Origin of the sequence: Streptomyces sp. ADI95-16 (assembly GCF_003721495.1) — a bacterium.
GTDB lineage: Bacteria > Actinomycetota > Actinomycetes > Streptomycetales > Streptomycetaceae > Streptomyces > Streptomyces goshikiensis.
This window is the reverse complement of the sequence record NZ_CP033581.1, coordinates 1,466,510-1,480,443: the sequence shown is the minus strand read 5'-3', so window position 1 is coordinate 1,480,443 and position 13,934 is coordinate 1,466,510. Positions and strand designations below refer to the sequence as shown.

Annotated in this window: 13 protein-coding genes; 5 read left to right on the top strand and 8 right to left on the bottom strand. The window is 74.4% G+C overall.

All coding sequences use genetic code 11. The features are described 5' to 3' along the window. Positions 1-39 precede the first annotated feature (39 nt). From EES41_RS06075 to EES41_RS06045, 7 genes are all read right to left on the bottom strand, one after another. A complete protein-coding gene (locus tag EES41_RS06075) occupies positions 40-675 on the bottom strand; it encodes a VOC family protein (RefSeq protein ID WP_123076325.1) in 636 nt (211 codons plus the stop codon). 147 nt (positions 676-822) lie between these two features. Continuing rightward, positions 823-1,461: a hypothetical protein gene (locus tag EES41_RS06070; protein ID WP_123076323.1), complete on the bottom strand. Its 639-nt coding sequence runs from the start codon at positions 1,459-1,461 to the stop codon at positions 823-825. Then, entirely contained in the window at positions 1,458-3,098 is a 1,641-nt protein-coding gene (locus tag EES41_RS06065; RefSeq protein WP_123076321.1) for a serine/threonine-protein kinase, read from the bottom strand. The genes EES41_RS06070 and EES41_RS06065 overlap by 4 nt, the downstream gene beginning before the upstream one ends. Before the next feature lie 147 nt (positions 3,099-3,245). Further along, positions 3,246-4,499 carry a Tm-1-like ATP-binding domain-containing protein gene (locus EES41_RS06060; protein WP_123076319.1) on the bottom strand — a complete coding sequence of 418 codons (1,254 nt, stop codon included), beginning with the start codon at positions 4,497-4,499 and terminating at the stop codon, positions 3,246-3,248. Positions 4,500-4,547: 48 nt separating this feature from the next. Beyond that, positions 4,548-5,042, bottom strand: a complete 495-nt coding sequence (locus tag EES41_RS06055; protein ID WP_123076317.1) for an NUDIX domain-containing protein — start codon at positions 5,040-5,042, stop codon at positions 4,548-4,550. A gap of 30 nt (positions 5,043-5,072) precedes the next feature. Continuing rightward, positions 5,073-6,020 carry an alpha/beta fold hydrolase gene (locus EES41_RS06050; RefSeq protein ID WP_123076315.1) on the bottom strand — a complete coding sequence of 316 codons (948 nt, stop codon included), beginning with the start codon at positions 6,018-6,020 and terminating at the stop codon, positions 5,073-5,075. A gap of 24 nt (positions 6,021-6,044) precedes the next feature. Further along, on the bottom strand, positions 6,045-7,088 hold the full coding sequence (locus tag EES41_RS06045) for a cation diffusion facilitator family transporter (protein ID WP_123076313.1): 1,044 nt from the start codon (positions 7,086-7,088) through the stop codon (positions 6,045-6,047). Between the two features lie 151 nt (positions 7,089-7,239). On the opposite strand from EES41_RS06045, the gene EES41_RS06040 reads away from it, so the two are divergent. The 3 genes from EES41_RS06040 to EES41_RS06030 all read left to right on the top strand — a co-directional run bounded on the left by EES41_RS06040 (position 7,240) and on the right by EES41_RS06030 (position 11,206). Beyond that, positions 7,240-9,633, top strand: coding sequence for an FHA domain-containing protein (locus tag EES41_RS06040; protein ID WP_123076311.1), 2,394 nt, complete (start codon positions 7,240-7,242; stop codon positions 9,631-9,633). Positions 9,634-9,638: 5 nt separating this feature from the next. Continuing rightward, positions 9,639-10,154, top strand: a complete 516-nt coding sequence (locus EES41_RS06035; protein WP_123076309.1) for a hypothetical protein — start codon at positions 9,639-9,641, stop codon at positions 10,152-10,154. A gap of 62 nt (positions 10,155-10,216) precedes the next feature. After that, positions 10,217-11,206, top strand: a complete 990-nt coding sequence (locus EES41_RS06030; protein WP_254211731.1) for a serine/threonine-protein kinase — start codon at positions 10,217-10,219, stop codon at positions 11,204-11,206. Between the two features lie 169 nt (positions 11,207-11,375). On the opposite strand, the gene EES41_RS06025 is transcribed toward EES41_RS06030, so the two are convergent. Then, positions 11,376-11,972: a TetR/AcrR family transcriptional regulator gene (locus tag EES41_RS06025; RefSeq protein WP_216827243.1), complete on the bottom strand. Its 597-nt coding sequence runs from the start codon at positions 11,970-11,972 to the stop codon at positions 11,376-11,378. A gap of 97 nt (positions 11,973-12,069) precedes the next feature. Between EES41_RS06025 and EES41_RS06020 the strand changes: the two genes are divergently transcribed. Continuing rightward, positions 12,070-12,885, top strand: coding sequence for an NAD(P)H-binding protein (locus EES41_RS06020; RefSeq protein WP_123076303.1), 816 nt, complete (start codon positions 12,070-12,072; stop codon positions 12,883-12,885). An 80-nt stretch (positions 12,886-12,965) separates the two neighbouring features. Continuing rightward, positions 12,966-13,841 (top strand): haloalkane dehalogenase, encoded by an 876-nt coding sequence (locus tag EES41_RS06015; protein WP_123076301.1) that lies wholly within the window; start codon positions 12,966-12,968, stop codon positions 13,839-13,841. Positions 13,842-13,934: the final 93 nt, after the last annotated feature.

The window sequence follows — 13,934 nt, the reverse complement described above, 5'->3', positions numbered from 1 at the left end:
GCCACGCGCGACGGCGGGGCCTGGGCGGTCGGGCCCCGGTCAGATCGTGACCGGGCCGTGGGCGGTGGCGAACTCGACCGAGACCAGGCCCGGTTCCTCGTCCTCGACCCAGGTGACGTCGATCTGGTCGAGGGGGTGGTCGGCCGGTTCGCCGAGGAATTCGGCGATGGAGGCGGCGTCGCCGGCGATGGAGACCCCGTGGATGGTGCTGGAGGTGCGCGGGTCGGCGCTCGGGCGCTCCTCGATGGGGACCAGCCACTGGAGGAAGTAGGGCAGTTGCGGGTCCTCCAGCAGTTCCAGCAGGCCGATCTGCTTCCACCTCAGGTCGAACCCGTCGGGGCGGACCCGGTGGCCCTCGGCCGAGGTGCGGCCGAGGCGGGCCTCGACCGGGGCGATGTCGTCGACGGAGACCACCCAACCGAGCCAGCCGCCGCCCTCGGCGGCGCGGCGCGCGACCGCCCGGCCGAAGGGTGCGCGGTCGGCGGCGGGGTGGTCCAGTGTGGTGACGACCTCGACGTAGGTGCCGCCGCTCAGCGGGAGAATGAAATTGCGGGTGCCGAACCGCGGGTGCACGCCCCCGTCGACGAACCCGGCGCCGAGGGCCGATCCGATCCACTGGACGGTCGAGACGAAGCTGTCGCGGGCCACCGCATAGGACACGTGATCAAGTCGCACCGCGCCATCATCACCCGACAACCCGCACAAATCCCTACGCCACGCCCGCCGCCCCGGCCGCGTCCGCCGTGGATTCAGCCGTGGAGCGGGTCGATCATCGTCATCCCGGCGGGGGAGGCCCGGTCGAAGCCACGCAGCAGCCCCGCCCTAGGCGCGGCAGCCGTAGGTGAACCCCACCGCCGCCGTGCGGTGCACGGGCGAGATCAGTTCGAGCTCGGCCTCGGCGGGGTAGGTTCCCTTGCCCTGGAAGGTCCACAGCAGGTGCAGCGTGGCCTCCTTGCGCCCGCTCGGCACCCGCTCCGTGAGCGGATCCGAGCGCGTGCCGTCACTGCGCACCCACCGGTACGTGAGGGTCCCCGGGCGCCCGTTCGTCCGTACGAGGGCCACCACGTCGGCCGCCGAATCGCAGGCGGGACCCTTCGGGTCGGTGCTCACCGAGACCTCGGTGACCTCCAGCGCCGGGCCGAGGCGCTGCCAGCCCAGGTACGCGAGGACCGCCGCCAGCACCACGGCCGCCAGGGCGTACCGGCGCAGCGCCGCACCCCGCCGCCGGCGCGGGGCGGGCGCGACGGCGACCGGGAACGGCGTGCCCGGCGGCCGCGCCGTCACCCCGGGCCCGAACCGCAGCAGCGACCCCTCGACCCGGTCGGGTACCGCCCCGGACGCGTCCCGGGGCGTGTCGAACCGTTTCGTCCGCGCGGGCTGCTCCGGCGGGCCGCTGATCCAGTGGCTGCCGAGCACGGTGGCGCTGTAGTCGTCGTCCTCCGGGGCGCGGGAATCGCTCATCGCGGAACCTCCTGCGTCTGGCACCGGGGGATGAACCGCGAGGCGATCGCGGGCGCCTTTGCGGCCGGCTTGGTGGTGACGCGCACGCTCAGGTAGCAGCCGCCGCGGCGCGTCAAGGCGTGCCGGACCGGCCCCAGCGTGGAGGAGCCGGACCGGACCTGCGCGGAGTCCGAACCGTCGGCGTAGCGCAGGTCGTTCGGGCTGTCGCCGAGGAACCATTCGAGCACCACCGTCGCCGGGCCGCCCTTGACGTCGAGCGACACGGTCGCCTGCCCGGCGCTGGGGCTGGTCAGCAGGGAGACCTTCACACCGCCCACCACCGTCGTCGGGGTGGGGGTCGGCGTCGGTGTCGGCGTCGGGGTCAGGGTCGGTGTCGGTGTCGGTGTCGGGGTCTGGGTCGGCTTGGTCACCGACACCGTGGGCGTCGGCGACGGGCTCGCCGTCGGCGTCCCGGACGGTGACGCGGACCCCGAGGGGCTCGCGCTCGGGCTCGCGCCCGTACTCGGGCTCCCGCTCGCGCTCGGGCCCGTCCCGGCGCCGGGGCCCGGGCCGCCGCTCCCGGCGGACGGGCTCGTCGTCGCGAAGGCGCTCAGCGCCGCCGCGCCCCCCGGCTCACTGCCGGCCGCGTTGTACGTCAGCACCAGGACGGCCCCCACCACCAGCGCCACCCCGGCGGCGGTCAGCCCGCGCCGCCCCGGCGCCCAGCTCGGCGGCGGCGGTTTCAGCACCGTCGTGGCCACCGCCGTCGTCCCCGAGGCCGAGCCGCCCGCCGACGGGAACAGCAGCGGCAGCAGCGCGGCCAGCGCCGCCAGCTTGCGCTGTCCGCGCTCCTCCCACTCCGGCCCGTACGCGGCCAGGGCCACGCCCTCCAGCTCCGCCACGAACGCCTCGGCGTTCTCCGGCCGCTGCTCCGGCCGCTTGGCCAGCCCGCGCCGGATCAGCGGACGTACCGGCTCCGGCGCCTCCGTCTCCGGCACCGGGGCCTCGATGTGCTGGACCGCGAGCTCCGCGAAGTTCTCCCCGTCGAACGGCTTGCGCCCCGTCAGGCACTCGAAGAACGTGGCCGTCGCCGCGTACACGTCCGCGGCGGGCGAGGCCGGCTGCCCCTGCCACTGCTCGGGAGCCATGTACGCCGGCGTGCCCGCCACCCCCGGGGTGGTGCCGCGGCCCGCCGCGATCCCGAAGTCCACCAGCTTCGACGAGCCGTCCGCCGCGACCAGTACGTTCTCCGGCTTGTAGTCCCGGTGCACCACACCCGCCCGGTGCGCCGCCGCCAGCCCCAGCAGCGAGCCCTTCAGCACCACCAGCGCGGCCTCGGCGTCGGCCCGCCCGGACCGCTTCAGCAGCGCGCGCAGCGAGATGCCGTCCACGAGTTCCATCACGATGGCGGCGCCGGACGGCGACTCCACGTACTCGTAGAGCCCCACCACGTACGGCGACCGGAGCCCGCCCAGCAGCCGGGCCTCCGCCCGGAACTCCCGGACGAACGCCGGGTCCTCCCGGAGCCGGTCGCTGAGGTACTTGACCGCGACCGCCGTGCCCGTGCCGTCGTGGACGGCGAGCACGACGCGACCGCTCCCGCCCGAACCGAGATCCCGGACCTCGGTGTATCCGGGCACCGCCCAGGTGCTGCTCATCGATCTGCCCCCCGCCGTGGCGACGCCGCGCCCAAGGTACCGGTCCCGATCCGACCGGCCACCCCCTGGGACACGGAATCCGCCACGGCCGGTTCCCGACCACGCCGGGGTGTCCCGAACCGTGGCCGGGCCGTGGTGGGACCGTGATCAGGCGGCGGCGCGCAGCGCCCCGATCATGTCGTGCAGCCGGTCGGCCGCCGCCCGCCCGAAGGCCGGGTCGTTGATGTGGGTGTCGTAGTCGTAGAGCCGGGCGGCGCTGCCCCGCAGGCCTTCGCGGAGCGCCGAGAACAGGGCCTGGTCCGCGCGCCGGTCGTGGTACGGGCCGCCCGGCTCGCCGAGCGTGGACAGCCCGCGCAGCGGGAGGCAGACCGCCGTCGGCCCCGTCGCCGCCCGGAGTTTGGCGGCGACCCGGCGGCCGAGTTCCGCGCATTCGGACTCGGTCGTACGGATGACCGTGATCGAGGGGTTGTGGACGCGGACCCGCCGGTAGCGGGCGTGTTCCGGCAGGGTCTCCAGCGGGCCGAACTTCACCATGTCCAGCGCCCCCAGGCTCACCACCTGCGGTATCCCGGCCCGTCCGGCCGCGCTGAGCCGGTCGGGACCGGCGCTGAGGACGCCCCCGCACAGGTCGTCGGCGAGCTCGCTGAGGGTGAGGTCCAGGACCCCCGCGAAGATCCCCTGACCGGCCAGGGCCTCCAGGGTCCGGCCGCCCGTGCCGCTGACGTGGAACACCAGCACCTCGTAGCCGAGTTCGGTCAGCCGCTCGCGGGCGGCGTCCACGCCGGCCGTGGTCACCCCCGCCATGCTCGCGGCGATCAGCGGCCGGCCGCCCGCGCCCAGCCGGGCCGGGCCGTGCGCCGACGAGGAGCGGGCGAAGGCCTTCGCCATCCCCGCGATCGCCGCCACCGCGTTCGTCAGGACCGGCGCCGAGACGCTGTTGATGCCCGCGATCTCCACCACGCTGTACATCATCGTGATGTCCGAGGATCCGACGTACGGGGCCACGTTCCCGGACGCCATGGACGAGACCATCAGCTTCGGCACGCCCAGCGGGAGTGCGCGCATCGCCCGGCTGGCGATGGAGGTTCCGCAGCTGCCGCCTATCGCGAGGACCCCGTGCAGCCGGCCCTCGGCGTGCAGCCGCAGCAGGGTCGCCTCGGCCCCCCGCGCCATCGTGGTGACGGCCGCGCCCCGGTCGGCGGCCGCCCGCAGATCCGCCAGTTCCGTTCCCGCGGCCCGGGCGACCGCTTCGCGCGGTATGTCCGCGGGTACCCGGGGCTCGTCCATGATCCCCGTGTCGACCAGTACCACCTCGACGCCGGCACGCAGCAGCCGCTCGCGTAACCAGCCGTATTCCACACCCTTGGTGTCCAGGGTTCCCAACAGCACGACGCTCGTCATATGTGTAATGTCAATGCAGATGCGGCCGGCTGGCAAGTCAAGGTGCGGTCAACCCTTCAGCAGCCCCAACAGCCGCTCCAGAAAAGGGATTTGACCCTTCACCAGTTTGGTTCCGGCCACCTCTGGAGTGAACCAGGCCACCCGGTCCAGTTCCGGGAACTCCCCGACCCGGCCCGAGCCCGGCGGCCACTCCATAGTGAAGGTCCCGGGCACCATCAACGCAGGGTCCAGATCCGCCCGTACCGCCCAGATCGTCACCAGCTTTCCACTCGAAAGAAGGACGTCGCCGAGCGGAAGGTACGGGCCCTGCGGCGGCGGCAGCCCGATCTCCTCGGTGAACTCCCGGCGGGCCGCGGCCATCGGGGCCTCCTCGGGACCGTACTCGCCCTTGGGGATCGCCCACCCGCCCTCGTCGCGGCGCTCCCACAGCGGGCCGCCCATGTGACCGAGCAGCACCTCGACGCCCTGGGCGGCCCCGTTCTCGTCGCCGGCCCCGCGGAACAGGAGCAGCCCGGCACTCCGCTTCTTCGCCTTCTTCGTCATGGTTCCATCCATGCCCCGCCCCGGCGCCGGTCAGCCACCGTCGCGCGCCCGTTCGACGACCTCGCGCACGGCGTCCGCGACCAGCCGGGGCCGCTCGACCGCGATGCCGTGCCCGCTGCCGGTCTCGGTGACGTGCCGGGCGTGGAGTCCACGGGCCAGCCGGTCCTGCGCGGCCAGCCACGCCGGCCAGGTCGATCCGCTGGTACCGACCCCCAGGTCCCACGGCCGGTCGGAGGTGAGGACGACGGCGGGCAGCGGGCGCGGCAGCGCGGGCGCGCGCCGGATCTCCGCGACGGAGGCCTCGTAATCGGGCACTTCCGCGCCCTTCCCGGTGTCCGTCGCCGCGATCTTCTTCATCCAGTCCGACCACTGGGCCGCGGTCAGCGTGTCCCGCAGGTACGGGGAGGCGCCGTCGACCGTGACCAGAGCGGCCACCTTGGGGAAGTCCGTACGGGCGAACAGCTCGGCGATCATCGCGCCCCAGGAGGCGCCGACCAGGACGTACGGGGGCCGCTCGCCGCCCGCCGCGAGCGCCGCCCGCAGGTCCCGGACGCCGGCCGCCGCCGTCGTGGGCTGCGCGACCGGGGTCGAGGAGGCGGGCCCGCCGTCGAAGCGGGTGGTGCCGGGGCGGTCGTAGGCACAGACCCGGGTGAAGGAGGCGACCGCCGGCAGCACCGCCCCGGCGCCGGGCTTCGGCGCGGCCGTGGGACGGGCGGGGTCCGCGACCGACGTCCACTCGTCGGCGGCTCCGCCCGTACCGGACACGAGGACCACCGTGGGGGACCCGGAGCCCCGGCACTCCAGGCGGACGCCGCGGCCGTCACCGACGTCCACCACGCGCCCGGCGGAACCGGCCGGATCGGGGGTCGGTCCACCGCTCCCGCCCCCCGCGGCGGCCGCGGCCAGGGCCGGGCCGCCACCGGCGGCGAGCGCGCAGCACGCCGCGACGGTCAGCAGGACCCGGCGCCCTTCGTACACACAGCCAGTCTGGCACCGGCGGCCTCAGTGGGCGTGCGGGCCCTCGCGGTGCACCGGGCCGTGGGCGTCGGCGCAGTGCGGGTCCGCCGGGGGGTCGCCCGCCCGGCCGACCGAGAGCAGCTCTTCCTGGACGTGGTCCACCTGGAGCGTGGTGTGGGTGACGCCGTACTCCTTGGCGAGCAGCCGCTCCAGGTCGCGCCGCACGGCGTGGCAGTCGCCCTCCGGCTCCACCAGCACGTGCGCCGACAGCGCCGCCTGCCCGGAGGTGATGGTCCAGATGTGCAGGTCGTGCACCTCGGTGACCGGCGGGTGCCCCACCAGCCGGTCGCCGACCGCGTCCGGGTCCATGTGGGCCGGGGCGGCCTCCAGGAAGATCCGGCCGGACTCGCGGACCAGCCCGTAGCCCGCCCTGACCATCAGCACCACCACCACGAGCGTGGCGATGGCGTCGGCCTGCACGAAGCCGGTGGTGAGCACGATCAGACCGGCCACCGCGGTCCCGATGAAGGCGAACAGGTCGTTCAGGATGTGCTGGTAGGCGCCCTCGACGGCCAGGGAGGAACGGTTCGCCCGGGAGATGCACCAGGCCGCCGCGACATTGACGACGATGCCCGCGAGAGCCGTCACCAGGACCAGCCCACCCGCCACCGGCGGCGGATCGAGCAGCCGGCGCACCGCCTCGTACGCGAGCCAGACCGCGAGCAGCAGCAGGGTGAGCCCGTTGGCCTGGGCGGAGAGTATCTCCGCGCGCTTGAGGCCGTACGTGAAACCGCCGCGCGCCGGGCGGGCCGCGAGCCGCATCGCGATCAGCGCGAGGACGATCGAGACGGCGTCGGTCAGCATGTGCGCCGCGTCCGAGATCAGGGCCAGGGAGTGGGCCATGAAGCCGATGGTCACCTCGACCGCCATGAACGTGCCGATCAGGCCGAGCGCGATCGCCAGCCAGCGGCGGTCGGCGTTCGGGTCGACGCCGTGGCTGTGACCGCCGGGGCCGCCGTGGCCGTGGCCATGGCCGGCGTGGCCGTCGTGGCCCTCGTGACGATCGTGCGCGTGGTCGTGCCCAGTCATGGGATCCCCCGTTGAATCGGTTCCGACGCGTGAAGTGAAGCGCACTGTGACGCGATGGGCAAAGGCTGCAACGGGGACCGTTGTCATTACCCATAAGAGGCCTCTGACCTGCGGTTATGCTGCGCCGGTCGGATCGTGGGAAAATCTGCTCATGGTCCAGCGCCCCGGTGTGCCGACCGCGCCCGAGCTCGTCCTGCGAACCGACACGGGCTCCACGCCGATGAGCCCGGGCCGGACGTACCACGTCGGCCGGGACCCCCTGTGCGAGATCTGCCTCGACGACGCCCGCGTCTCCTGGCACCACGCGCTCCTGCGCCCCGACGGCGACCACTGGACCGTGGAGGACGAGGACAGCACCAACGGCACCTGGGCCGACGGCCACCGCGTCCACGAGTGGGCCGTCGGCGCCGGCAGCGAACTCCGCTTCGGCGGCGGCGAGCGCGACGCCCCCCGCGTCCTGCTCCTCGGCCCCGAGCCGCCCCGCGCGCCCGCCCGTGACCGGCCCGTATCGGTCGCGCGGCCCGCCCTGAGCCACACCTTCCGCCAGCCCAGCGGCGTCCGCCCGCTGCCCGACCGGACCGCCGCCCGCACCACCGTCCGCATCGGACGCGCCCTCGACAACGACCTCGTCATCGACGACCTCGCCGTCTCCCGCCGGCATGCCGAACTGCGCGCCCTCGACGACGGCACGTACGAGATCGCCGACCTCGGCAGCCACAACGGCACCTACCTGGGCGGCGCCCCCGTCGAAGGGGCCGCCCGCATCACCGAGGGCGACATCATCGGCATCGGCCACTCGGCCTTCTGCCTCGCCGGCGACCAGCTCCAGGAGTACGTGGACACCGGCGAGGTCTCCCTCGACGTACAGGACCTCTCGGTCGCCGTGGGCCGCGGCCGGGACCGCAAGACCCTCATCGACCACGTCTCCTTCCCCGTCGGCGCCAAATGCCTGCTCGCCGTCGTCGGCCCCAGCGGAGCCGGCAAGTCCACCCTCCTCGGCGCGCTGACCGGGCTGCGCCCCGCCGACCAGGGCACCGTCCTCTACGACGGCCGCGACCTCTACCGCGACTACGCCGAACTCCGCAGCCGCATCGGCCTGGTCCCGCAGGACGACATCCTGCACGCCCAGCTCACCGTCCGCCGCGCCCTCGGATACGCCGCCGAACTCCGTTTCCCGCAGGACACCGCCAAGGCGGAACGCCGGGCCCGGGTGGACGAGGTGATCGGAGAACTCGGCCTGGAGCAGCGGGCCGGCCAGCCCATCCACAGCCTCTCCGGCGGCCAGCGCAAACGCGTCTCCGTCGCCCTGGAACTGCTGACCAAGCCCTCCCTGCTCTTCCTCGACGAGCCCACCTCCGGGCTCGACCCCGGCATGGACCGCTCGGTGATGCACATGCTGCGCGGCCTCGCCGACGACGGCCGCACCGTCATCGTGGTCACCCACAGCGTCCTCAGCCTCGACGTCTGCGACCGGCTGCTGGTCCTCGCGCCGGGCGGGCGCGTCGCGTACTACGGGCCGCCCGAGGAGACCCTCGGGTTCTTCGGCTACGCGCAGTGGCCCGAGGCCTTCGAGGCCTTCGAGAACGACCGGGGCCGGGACTGGGCCGCCGAGTACCGGAGCTCGCCGCCGCACCGCAAGTACGTGGACATCACCGCCCACCAGCCCCGCCCCGGCGGCGCCGCCCCCGGCCGGCCCGCCGGGCAGGCCGCCGTGGCGCCGCCGCCCACCGCCCAGAGCTGGGGCTCCCAGCTGGGCACCCTGATCCGGCGGTACGCGGCCGCGCTCGGCGCCGACCGCACCTTCCTCGCCATCATGATCGCGCTGCCGTTCGTGATGGGCGCCATGGCGCGCGCCCTCGCCGGCAGCGCCCTGACGCAGGAGACGGCGATCAACGCCCTGCTCATCCTGTGCGTCGGAGGCGTGCTGACCGGCGCCGCCAACGCGGTGCGCGAACTGGTCAAGGAACGCGTCATCTACCAGCGCGAACGAGCGGTCGGGCTGTCGAGATCGGCCTATCTGATGTCGAAGGTGGCGGTGCTCGGCGCCGTCACCGTCGCCCAGGCCGTCGTCCTCACCCTGGTCGCGCTGCTCGGCGTACAGCTGAACGCCCCGGACGGCGAGGGGGTGTTCCTCCCGCCGCTCGTCGAGATCACCCTCGCCGTCGCCCTGCTGTCCTTCACCGCGATGATGCTGGGCCTGCTGGTCTCCGCCCTGGTCAAGAAGGAGGAGGTCACCATGCCGCTGCTGGTCCTCCTCGCCATCGTGCAGGTGGTGTTCTGCGGGGCGCTCCTCCAGCTCGACGGGGTCCCGGTGATCGAGCAGCTGGCCTGGCTGGTGCCCTCGCGCTGGGCGCTCGGGGCGATGGCGGGCACCATCGACCTCGGCGCGATCGTGCCCGGGACCCTCACGGACGACCCGCTGTTCGCCCACCAGGGCGGGGTGTGGCTGCTGAACACGGGGATGCTGGTGGTCCTGTCCGTCCTGTTCGGGGTGCTGGTCGCCCGGCTGCTGCGGCGGCACGAGCCCGCGGTCATGCGGAAGTAGGCCAGATGACGAACCCCGGAGAGTTCGCGGACTTCCGGCCCACGCACGTCGTCCCCCAGGAGGGGCTGCCCGCCTGGGAGGCGCCCGACACCTCCCGCCCGACCACCCCGCTCGACGCGTTCCTGCCCGTACAACTGCTGTCCCGGCGCGGGGAATGGGCCGAGATCCTGTGCGCCAACGGGTGGTCCGCCTGGGTGGACGGCCGGCTCCTGGTAGCCGTACCGCAGCCGCCGCCCACCGGCGGACGGCCGCTCGCGCGCACCGAGGACCCGCGACCGCTGCTCTCCCGCACCGCCGAGGCCCTGGACCGCTACCGGAGGGCCGCCGAGGCCCTCGGCTCCGGGCAGCTGGACGCGGAGGGCTTCCGGAGCGCGACGCGGGGGGTGCGGGCCGGGATGGTGCTCGACGGGGAGGCGGTCTGGCTGTACGACGAGGCCTCCGGGCGCTGGCTGTTCGGCGACGGGATCCGCCTGACGACGTACGCGGTGGCGGCGGAGCCGGCCGGGGAGGGGGAGCCGTGACGTCCGACGGGGCCACCGGGCCTTCCGGGCCGTACGAGTCGGCGGGCGGCCGCCCCCGCGATCTGCGGGGGAAACGGATCGCCGGGTACCAGGTGGAGAGCGAGATCGGGCGCGGCGGGATGGCAGTCGTCTACCGGGCGCGGGACCTGAAGCTGGACCGGACGGTGGCGCTGAAGCTGCTGGCGCCCGAGCTGGCGCGGAACGACACCTTCCGAAAGCGCTTCGCGTTCGAGTCGAAGGTCGCGGCCGCCATCGACCACCCGCACATCGTCCCGGTGTTCGAGGCCGGGGAGGCGGAGGGGCTGCTGTACATCGCGATGCGGTACGTGCCCGGGCAGGACCTGCGGGCGCTGCTGGACCGGACGGGGCCGATGCCGGCCCCGGCGGCGGTGCGGATCGCCGGGCAGGTGGCCTCGGCGCTGGACGCGGCCCACGACCACGACCTCGTGCACCGCGACGTGAAGCCGGGCAACATCCTGGTCGCGCGGGGGACCGACAGCGAGCACCCCGAGCACGTGTACCTGACGGACTTCGGGCTGACGAAGAAGTCCCTGTCACTGACCGGGTTCACGAGCGTCGGGCAGTTCGTCGGGACGCTCGACTACGTCGCGCCGGAGCAGATCGCCGGGAAGCCGGTGGACGGGCGGTGCGACGTCTACAGCCTCGGGTGCGTCGTCTACGAGATGCTGGCCGGCGGGCCGCCCTTCGAGCGCGAGGACGACATGGCCCTGCTGTGGGCGCACCAGTACGACCCGGCGCCCCCGCTGAGCTCGCGGCGGCCGGAGGTGCCGGCGGCGGTGGACGAGGTACTGGCGAAGGCGCTGGCCAAGTCACCGGACGACCGGTGGGGGAGCTGCCTGGAGTTCACCTCGGCGCTGCGCCGGGCGGGGACGGGGTCAGGGACGGGGTCGGCGGCGGGGGCGGGGTCGCCCGGCGGGGCGGCGGAGGCCGGGCCGCCCGTCGCACCGCGGCCCGGGCCGGTGCCGGCCGCCGACCCGGGTCCCCCGTCCCCGCCGCCGCGCTGGGCGGCGCCGGTGTTCCGGGAGCCGTAGGCCCTGTCGTCAAAGTGGCGCCCGGCCCGCGACGCCCGGCACCGCACCTCGCCGCGTTGTCCAGGCGCCCGAGTACGTCCAGTACACGGGCGTCCCTCCGCCTTGCGATGCACGGCGCCGGACGCCGCGGGCCTGAGGCGCCACTTTGACGACAGGGCCTGGCGCCGCCTCAGGCGGGGGAGGCCGCGGAGCCCAGGGAGTCGATCCAGCGCTCCAGGCGGCGCCCCTCGGAAGCCATCAGCCCGGGGTCGCGGAAGGTGTTGGTGAGCAGGGAGATCCCCTGGTAGGCGGCGATCAGGGCGACCGCGAGGTCCCGGGCGTCCGCGCGGCCCATGGCCCGGAACTGCCCCTCGGCCCAGTCGAGCAGCACCCGCATCACCTCGGCGATGTTCGCGTCGAGGCCGTCGGCGCGCTTGTCCAGCTCGGAGGCGAGGGTGCCGGTGGGGCAGCCGTACCGGGCCGTGACCTCGCGCTGCTCGACCCAGCCGCCGAGGAGGGCCTTCAGCCGGTCCTGGGGGGTGGGGAGCGCGTCCAGGACGGTGATCAGCTGCCGGAGGTGCTGCGCGTGGGCGTCGATCGCGGCCTCGACCAGCTGGTCCTTGGTCTTGAAGTAGTAGTACACGTTGCCCACCGGGACGTCGGCCGCGCGGGCGATGTCGGCGAGCGTGGTCGTGGCGACGCCCTGTTCGTGGAGCACCTGGGCCGCGGCGTTCGCGAGCCGCTCGCGCTTGCTCGCGGCCTTCCCGGAAGTTTTTGAGTGAGTCACCTGACTGACTATAGACGCGCGGCGGCGACGGGGGCTATGTTCATGTCACGAGCAAGTCAGTCAGCCGACTGACTAACTTCTAACCGGGGGATTTCTCATGATCGTTGTGACGGGTGCGACCGGGAACGTCGGCCGGGAACTCGTACGCCTGCTGGTCGCCGCGGGGGAGTCGGTGACGGCCGTCTCCCGGCAGCCGGGCGAACTGCCCGACGGGGTGCGGCACGTACGGGCCGACCTCGCCGAGCCGGAGACCCTGCGCACCGCCCTCGACGGGGCCGACGCGCTGTTCCTGCTGGTGGCGGGCGAGGCCCCGGGGGCCGTCCTCGCCCACGCGGCGGCCGGCGGGGTCCGGCGCGTCGTCCTGCTCTCCTCCCAGGGCGCCGGGACCCGCCCGGAGGTCTACGCCCACCCGGCGGCGTTCGAGGAGGCCGTCCGGGCGTCCGGCCTCGACTGGACCGTCCTGCGGTCCGGGGGCCTGGACTCCAACGCCTACGCGTGGGCCGAGTCGGTCCGTACGGGGGGCGAGGCGCAGGCGCCGTTCGGCGATGTCGGGCTGCCGGTCGTCGACCCGGCGGACGTCGCGGCCGTGGCGGCGGCGGTGCTGACCGAGGGCGGCCACACGGGCCGTACGTACGAACTCACCGGCCCCGCCCTGGTGACCCCGAGGGAGCAGGCCCAGGCGATCGGCGCGGCGACCGGGACCCCGGTGCGGTTCACGGAGCTGACGCGCGCACAGGCCCGGGAGCGGATGCTGCGGTTCATGCCCGAACCCGTGGTGGAGGGCACCCTCGGCATCCTCGGCGCGCCGCTGCCCGCCGAGCGGAGGGTCAGCCCCGACGTCGAGTACGTCCTGGGCCGGGCGCCCCGGACCTTCGCCGAGTGGGCCGCGGGCGCGGCCGTCGCGTTCCGCTGACCTGACCTGACCTGACCTGACCTGACCTGACCTGACCCCGACGTTCCTCCCCGACCCTCCCCGAACGGAAAGGCGCCACCGTGCCCGTCCACCCCGTCCTCGACTCGACGATGCACCACCTCGACCTCGGCTCCGGGGCCGATGCCGGCACGCCGATGGTGTTCCTGCACGGCAACCCGACCTCCTCGCACCTGTGGCGCGACGTCCTCCCCGCGGTCGGCGGCGGGGGCCGCCGACTGGCCCCCGACCTGATCGGCATGGGCCGCTCGGGCAAGCCGGACATCCACTACACCTTCGCCGACCAAGCCCGCTACCTGGACGCCTGGTTCGACGCGGTCGGCCTCGACGAGGTGGTCCTGGTCGGGCACGACTGGGGCGGCGCCCTCGCCTTCGACTGGGCCGCGCGCCACCCCGGGCGGGTGCGGGGCATCGCCTTCACCGAGACCATCGTCAAGCCCATGGAATGGGAGGAGTTCCCGCCCGGCGGACAGGAGCTGTTCCGGGCCCTCAAGGCGGAGGGGGTGGGCGAGGCGATGGTCCTCGACGGGAACGCCTTCATCGAGGAGGCGCTCCCCGGGACCGTCGCCACCCCGCTCGCCCCGGCGGACCTGGCCGCCTACCGCGCCCCGTACCCGACCCGGGACAGCCGCCGCCCGATGCTGCGGTGGGCCCGGTCCATGCCGCTGGGCGGGGAACCCGCCGAGGTGGTGGCCCGCGTGGAGGCGTACGGCGCCTGGCTGGCGGCGAGCGCCGACGTGCCGAAGCTGCTGCTGACCTTCGCCCCCGGCCCCGGCGTGATGATGGGCCCGGAACTGGTCGACTGGTGCGCGGGGAACATGGCCGCCCTGGAGATCGATCACCACCCCGTACCGGCCGGTCACCACACCCCGGAGGACCAGCCCGCCCTGATCGCCCAGTCCCTCACGGCCTGGCGGGCCCGCCGCCAACTCCACTGACGGTACGGAGAACAGCCCGCCCCCGGCGCACCGTCGTCGCGGCAGCCGCCGCAGGCGCAACGCGGGCCGCGCCGCGCGCTCCCGGCCCGCCCG

Coding starts and splice junctions, on each gene's coding strand:
- EES41_RS06070 (WP_123076323.1), bottom strand. CDS start 1,461: ATGAGCGATTCCCGCGCCCCGGAGGACGACGACTACAGCGCCACCGTG.
- EES41_RS06065 (WP_123076321.1), bottom strand. CDS start 3,098: ATGAGCAGCACCTGGGCGGTGCCCGGATACACCGAGGTCCGGGATCTC.
- EES41_RS06060 (WP_123076319.1), bottom strand. CDS start 4,499: ATGACGAGCGTCGTGCTGTTGGGAACCCTGGACACCAAGGGTGTGGAA.
- EES41_RS06055 (WP_123076317.1), bottom strand. CDS start 5,042: ATGACGAAGAAGGCGAAGAAGCGGAGTGCCGGGCTGCTCCTGTTCCGC.
- EES41_RS06045 (WP_123076313.1), bottom strand. CDS start 7,088: ATGACTGGGCACGACCACGCGCACGATCGTCACGAGGGCCACGACGGC.
- EES41_RS06040 (WP_123076311.1), top strand. CDS start 7,240: ATGGTCCAGCGCCCCGGTGTGCCGACCGCGCCCGAGCTCGTCCTGCGA.
- EES41_RS06035 (WP_123076309.1), top strand. CDS start 9,639: ATGACGAACCCCGGAGAGTTCGCGGACTTCCGGCCCACGCACGTCGTC.
- EES41_RS06020 (WP_123076303.1), top strand. CDS start 12,070: ATGATCGTTGTGACGGGTGCGACCGGGAACGTCGGCCGGGAACTCGTA.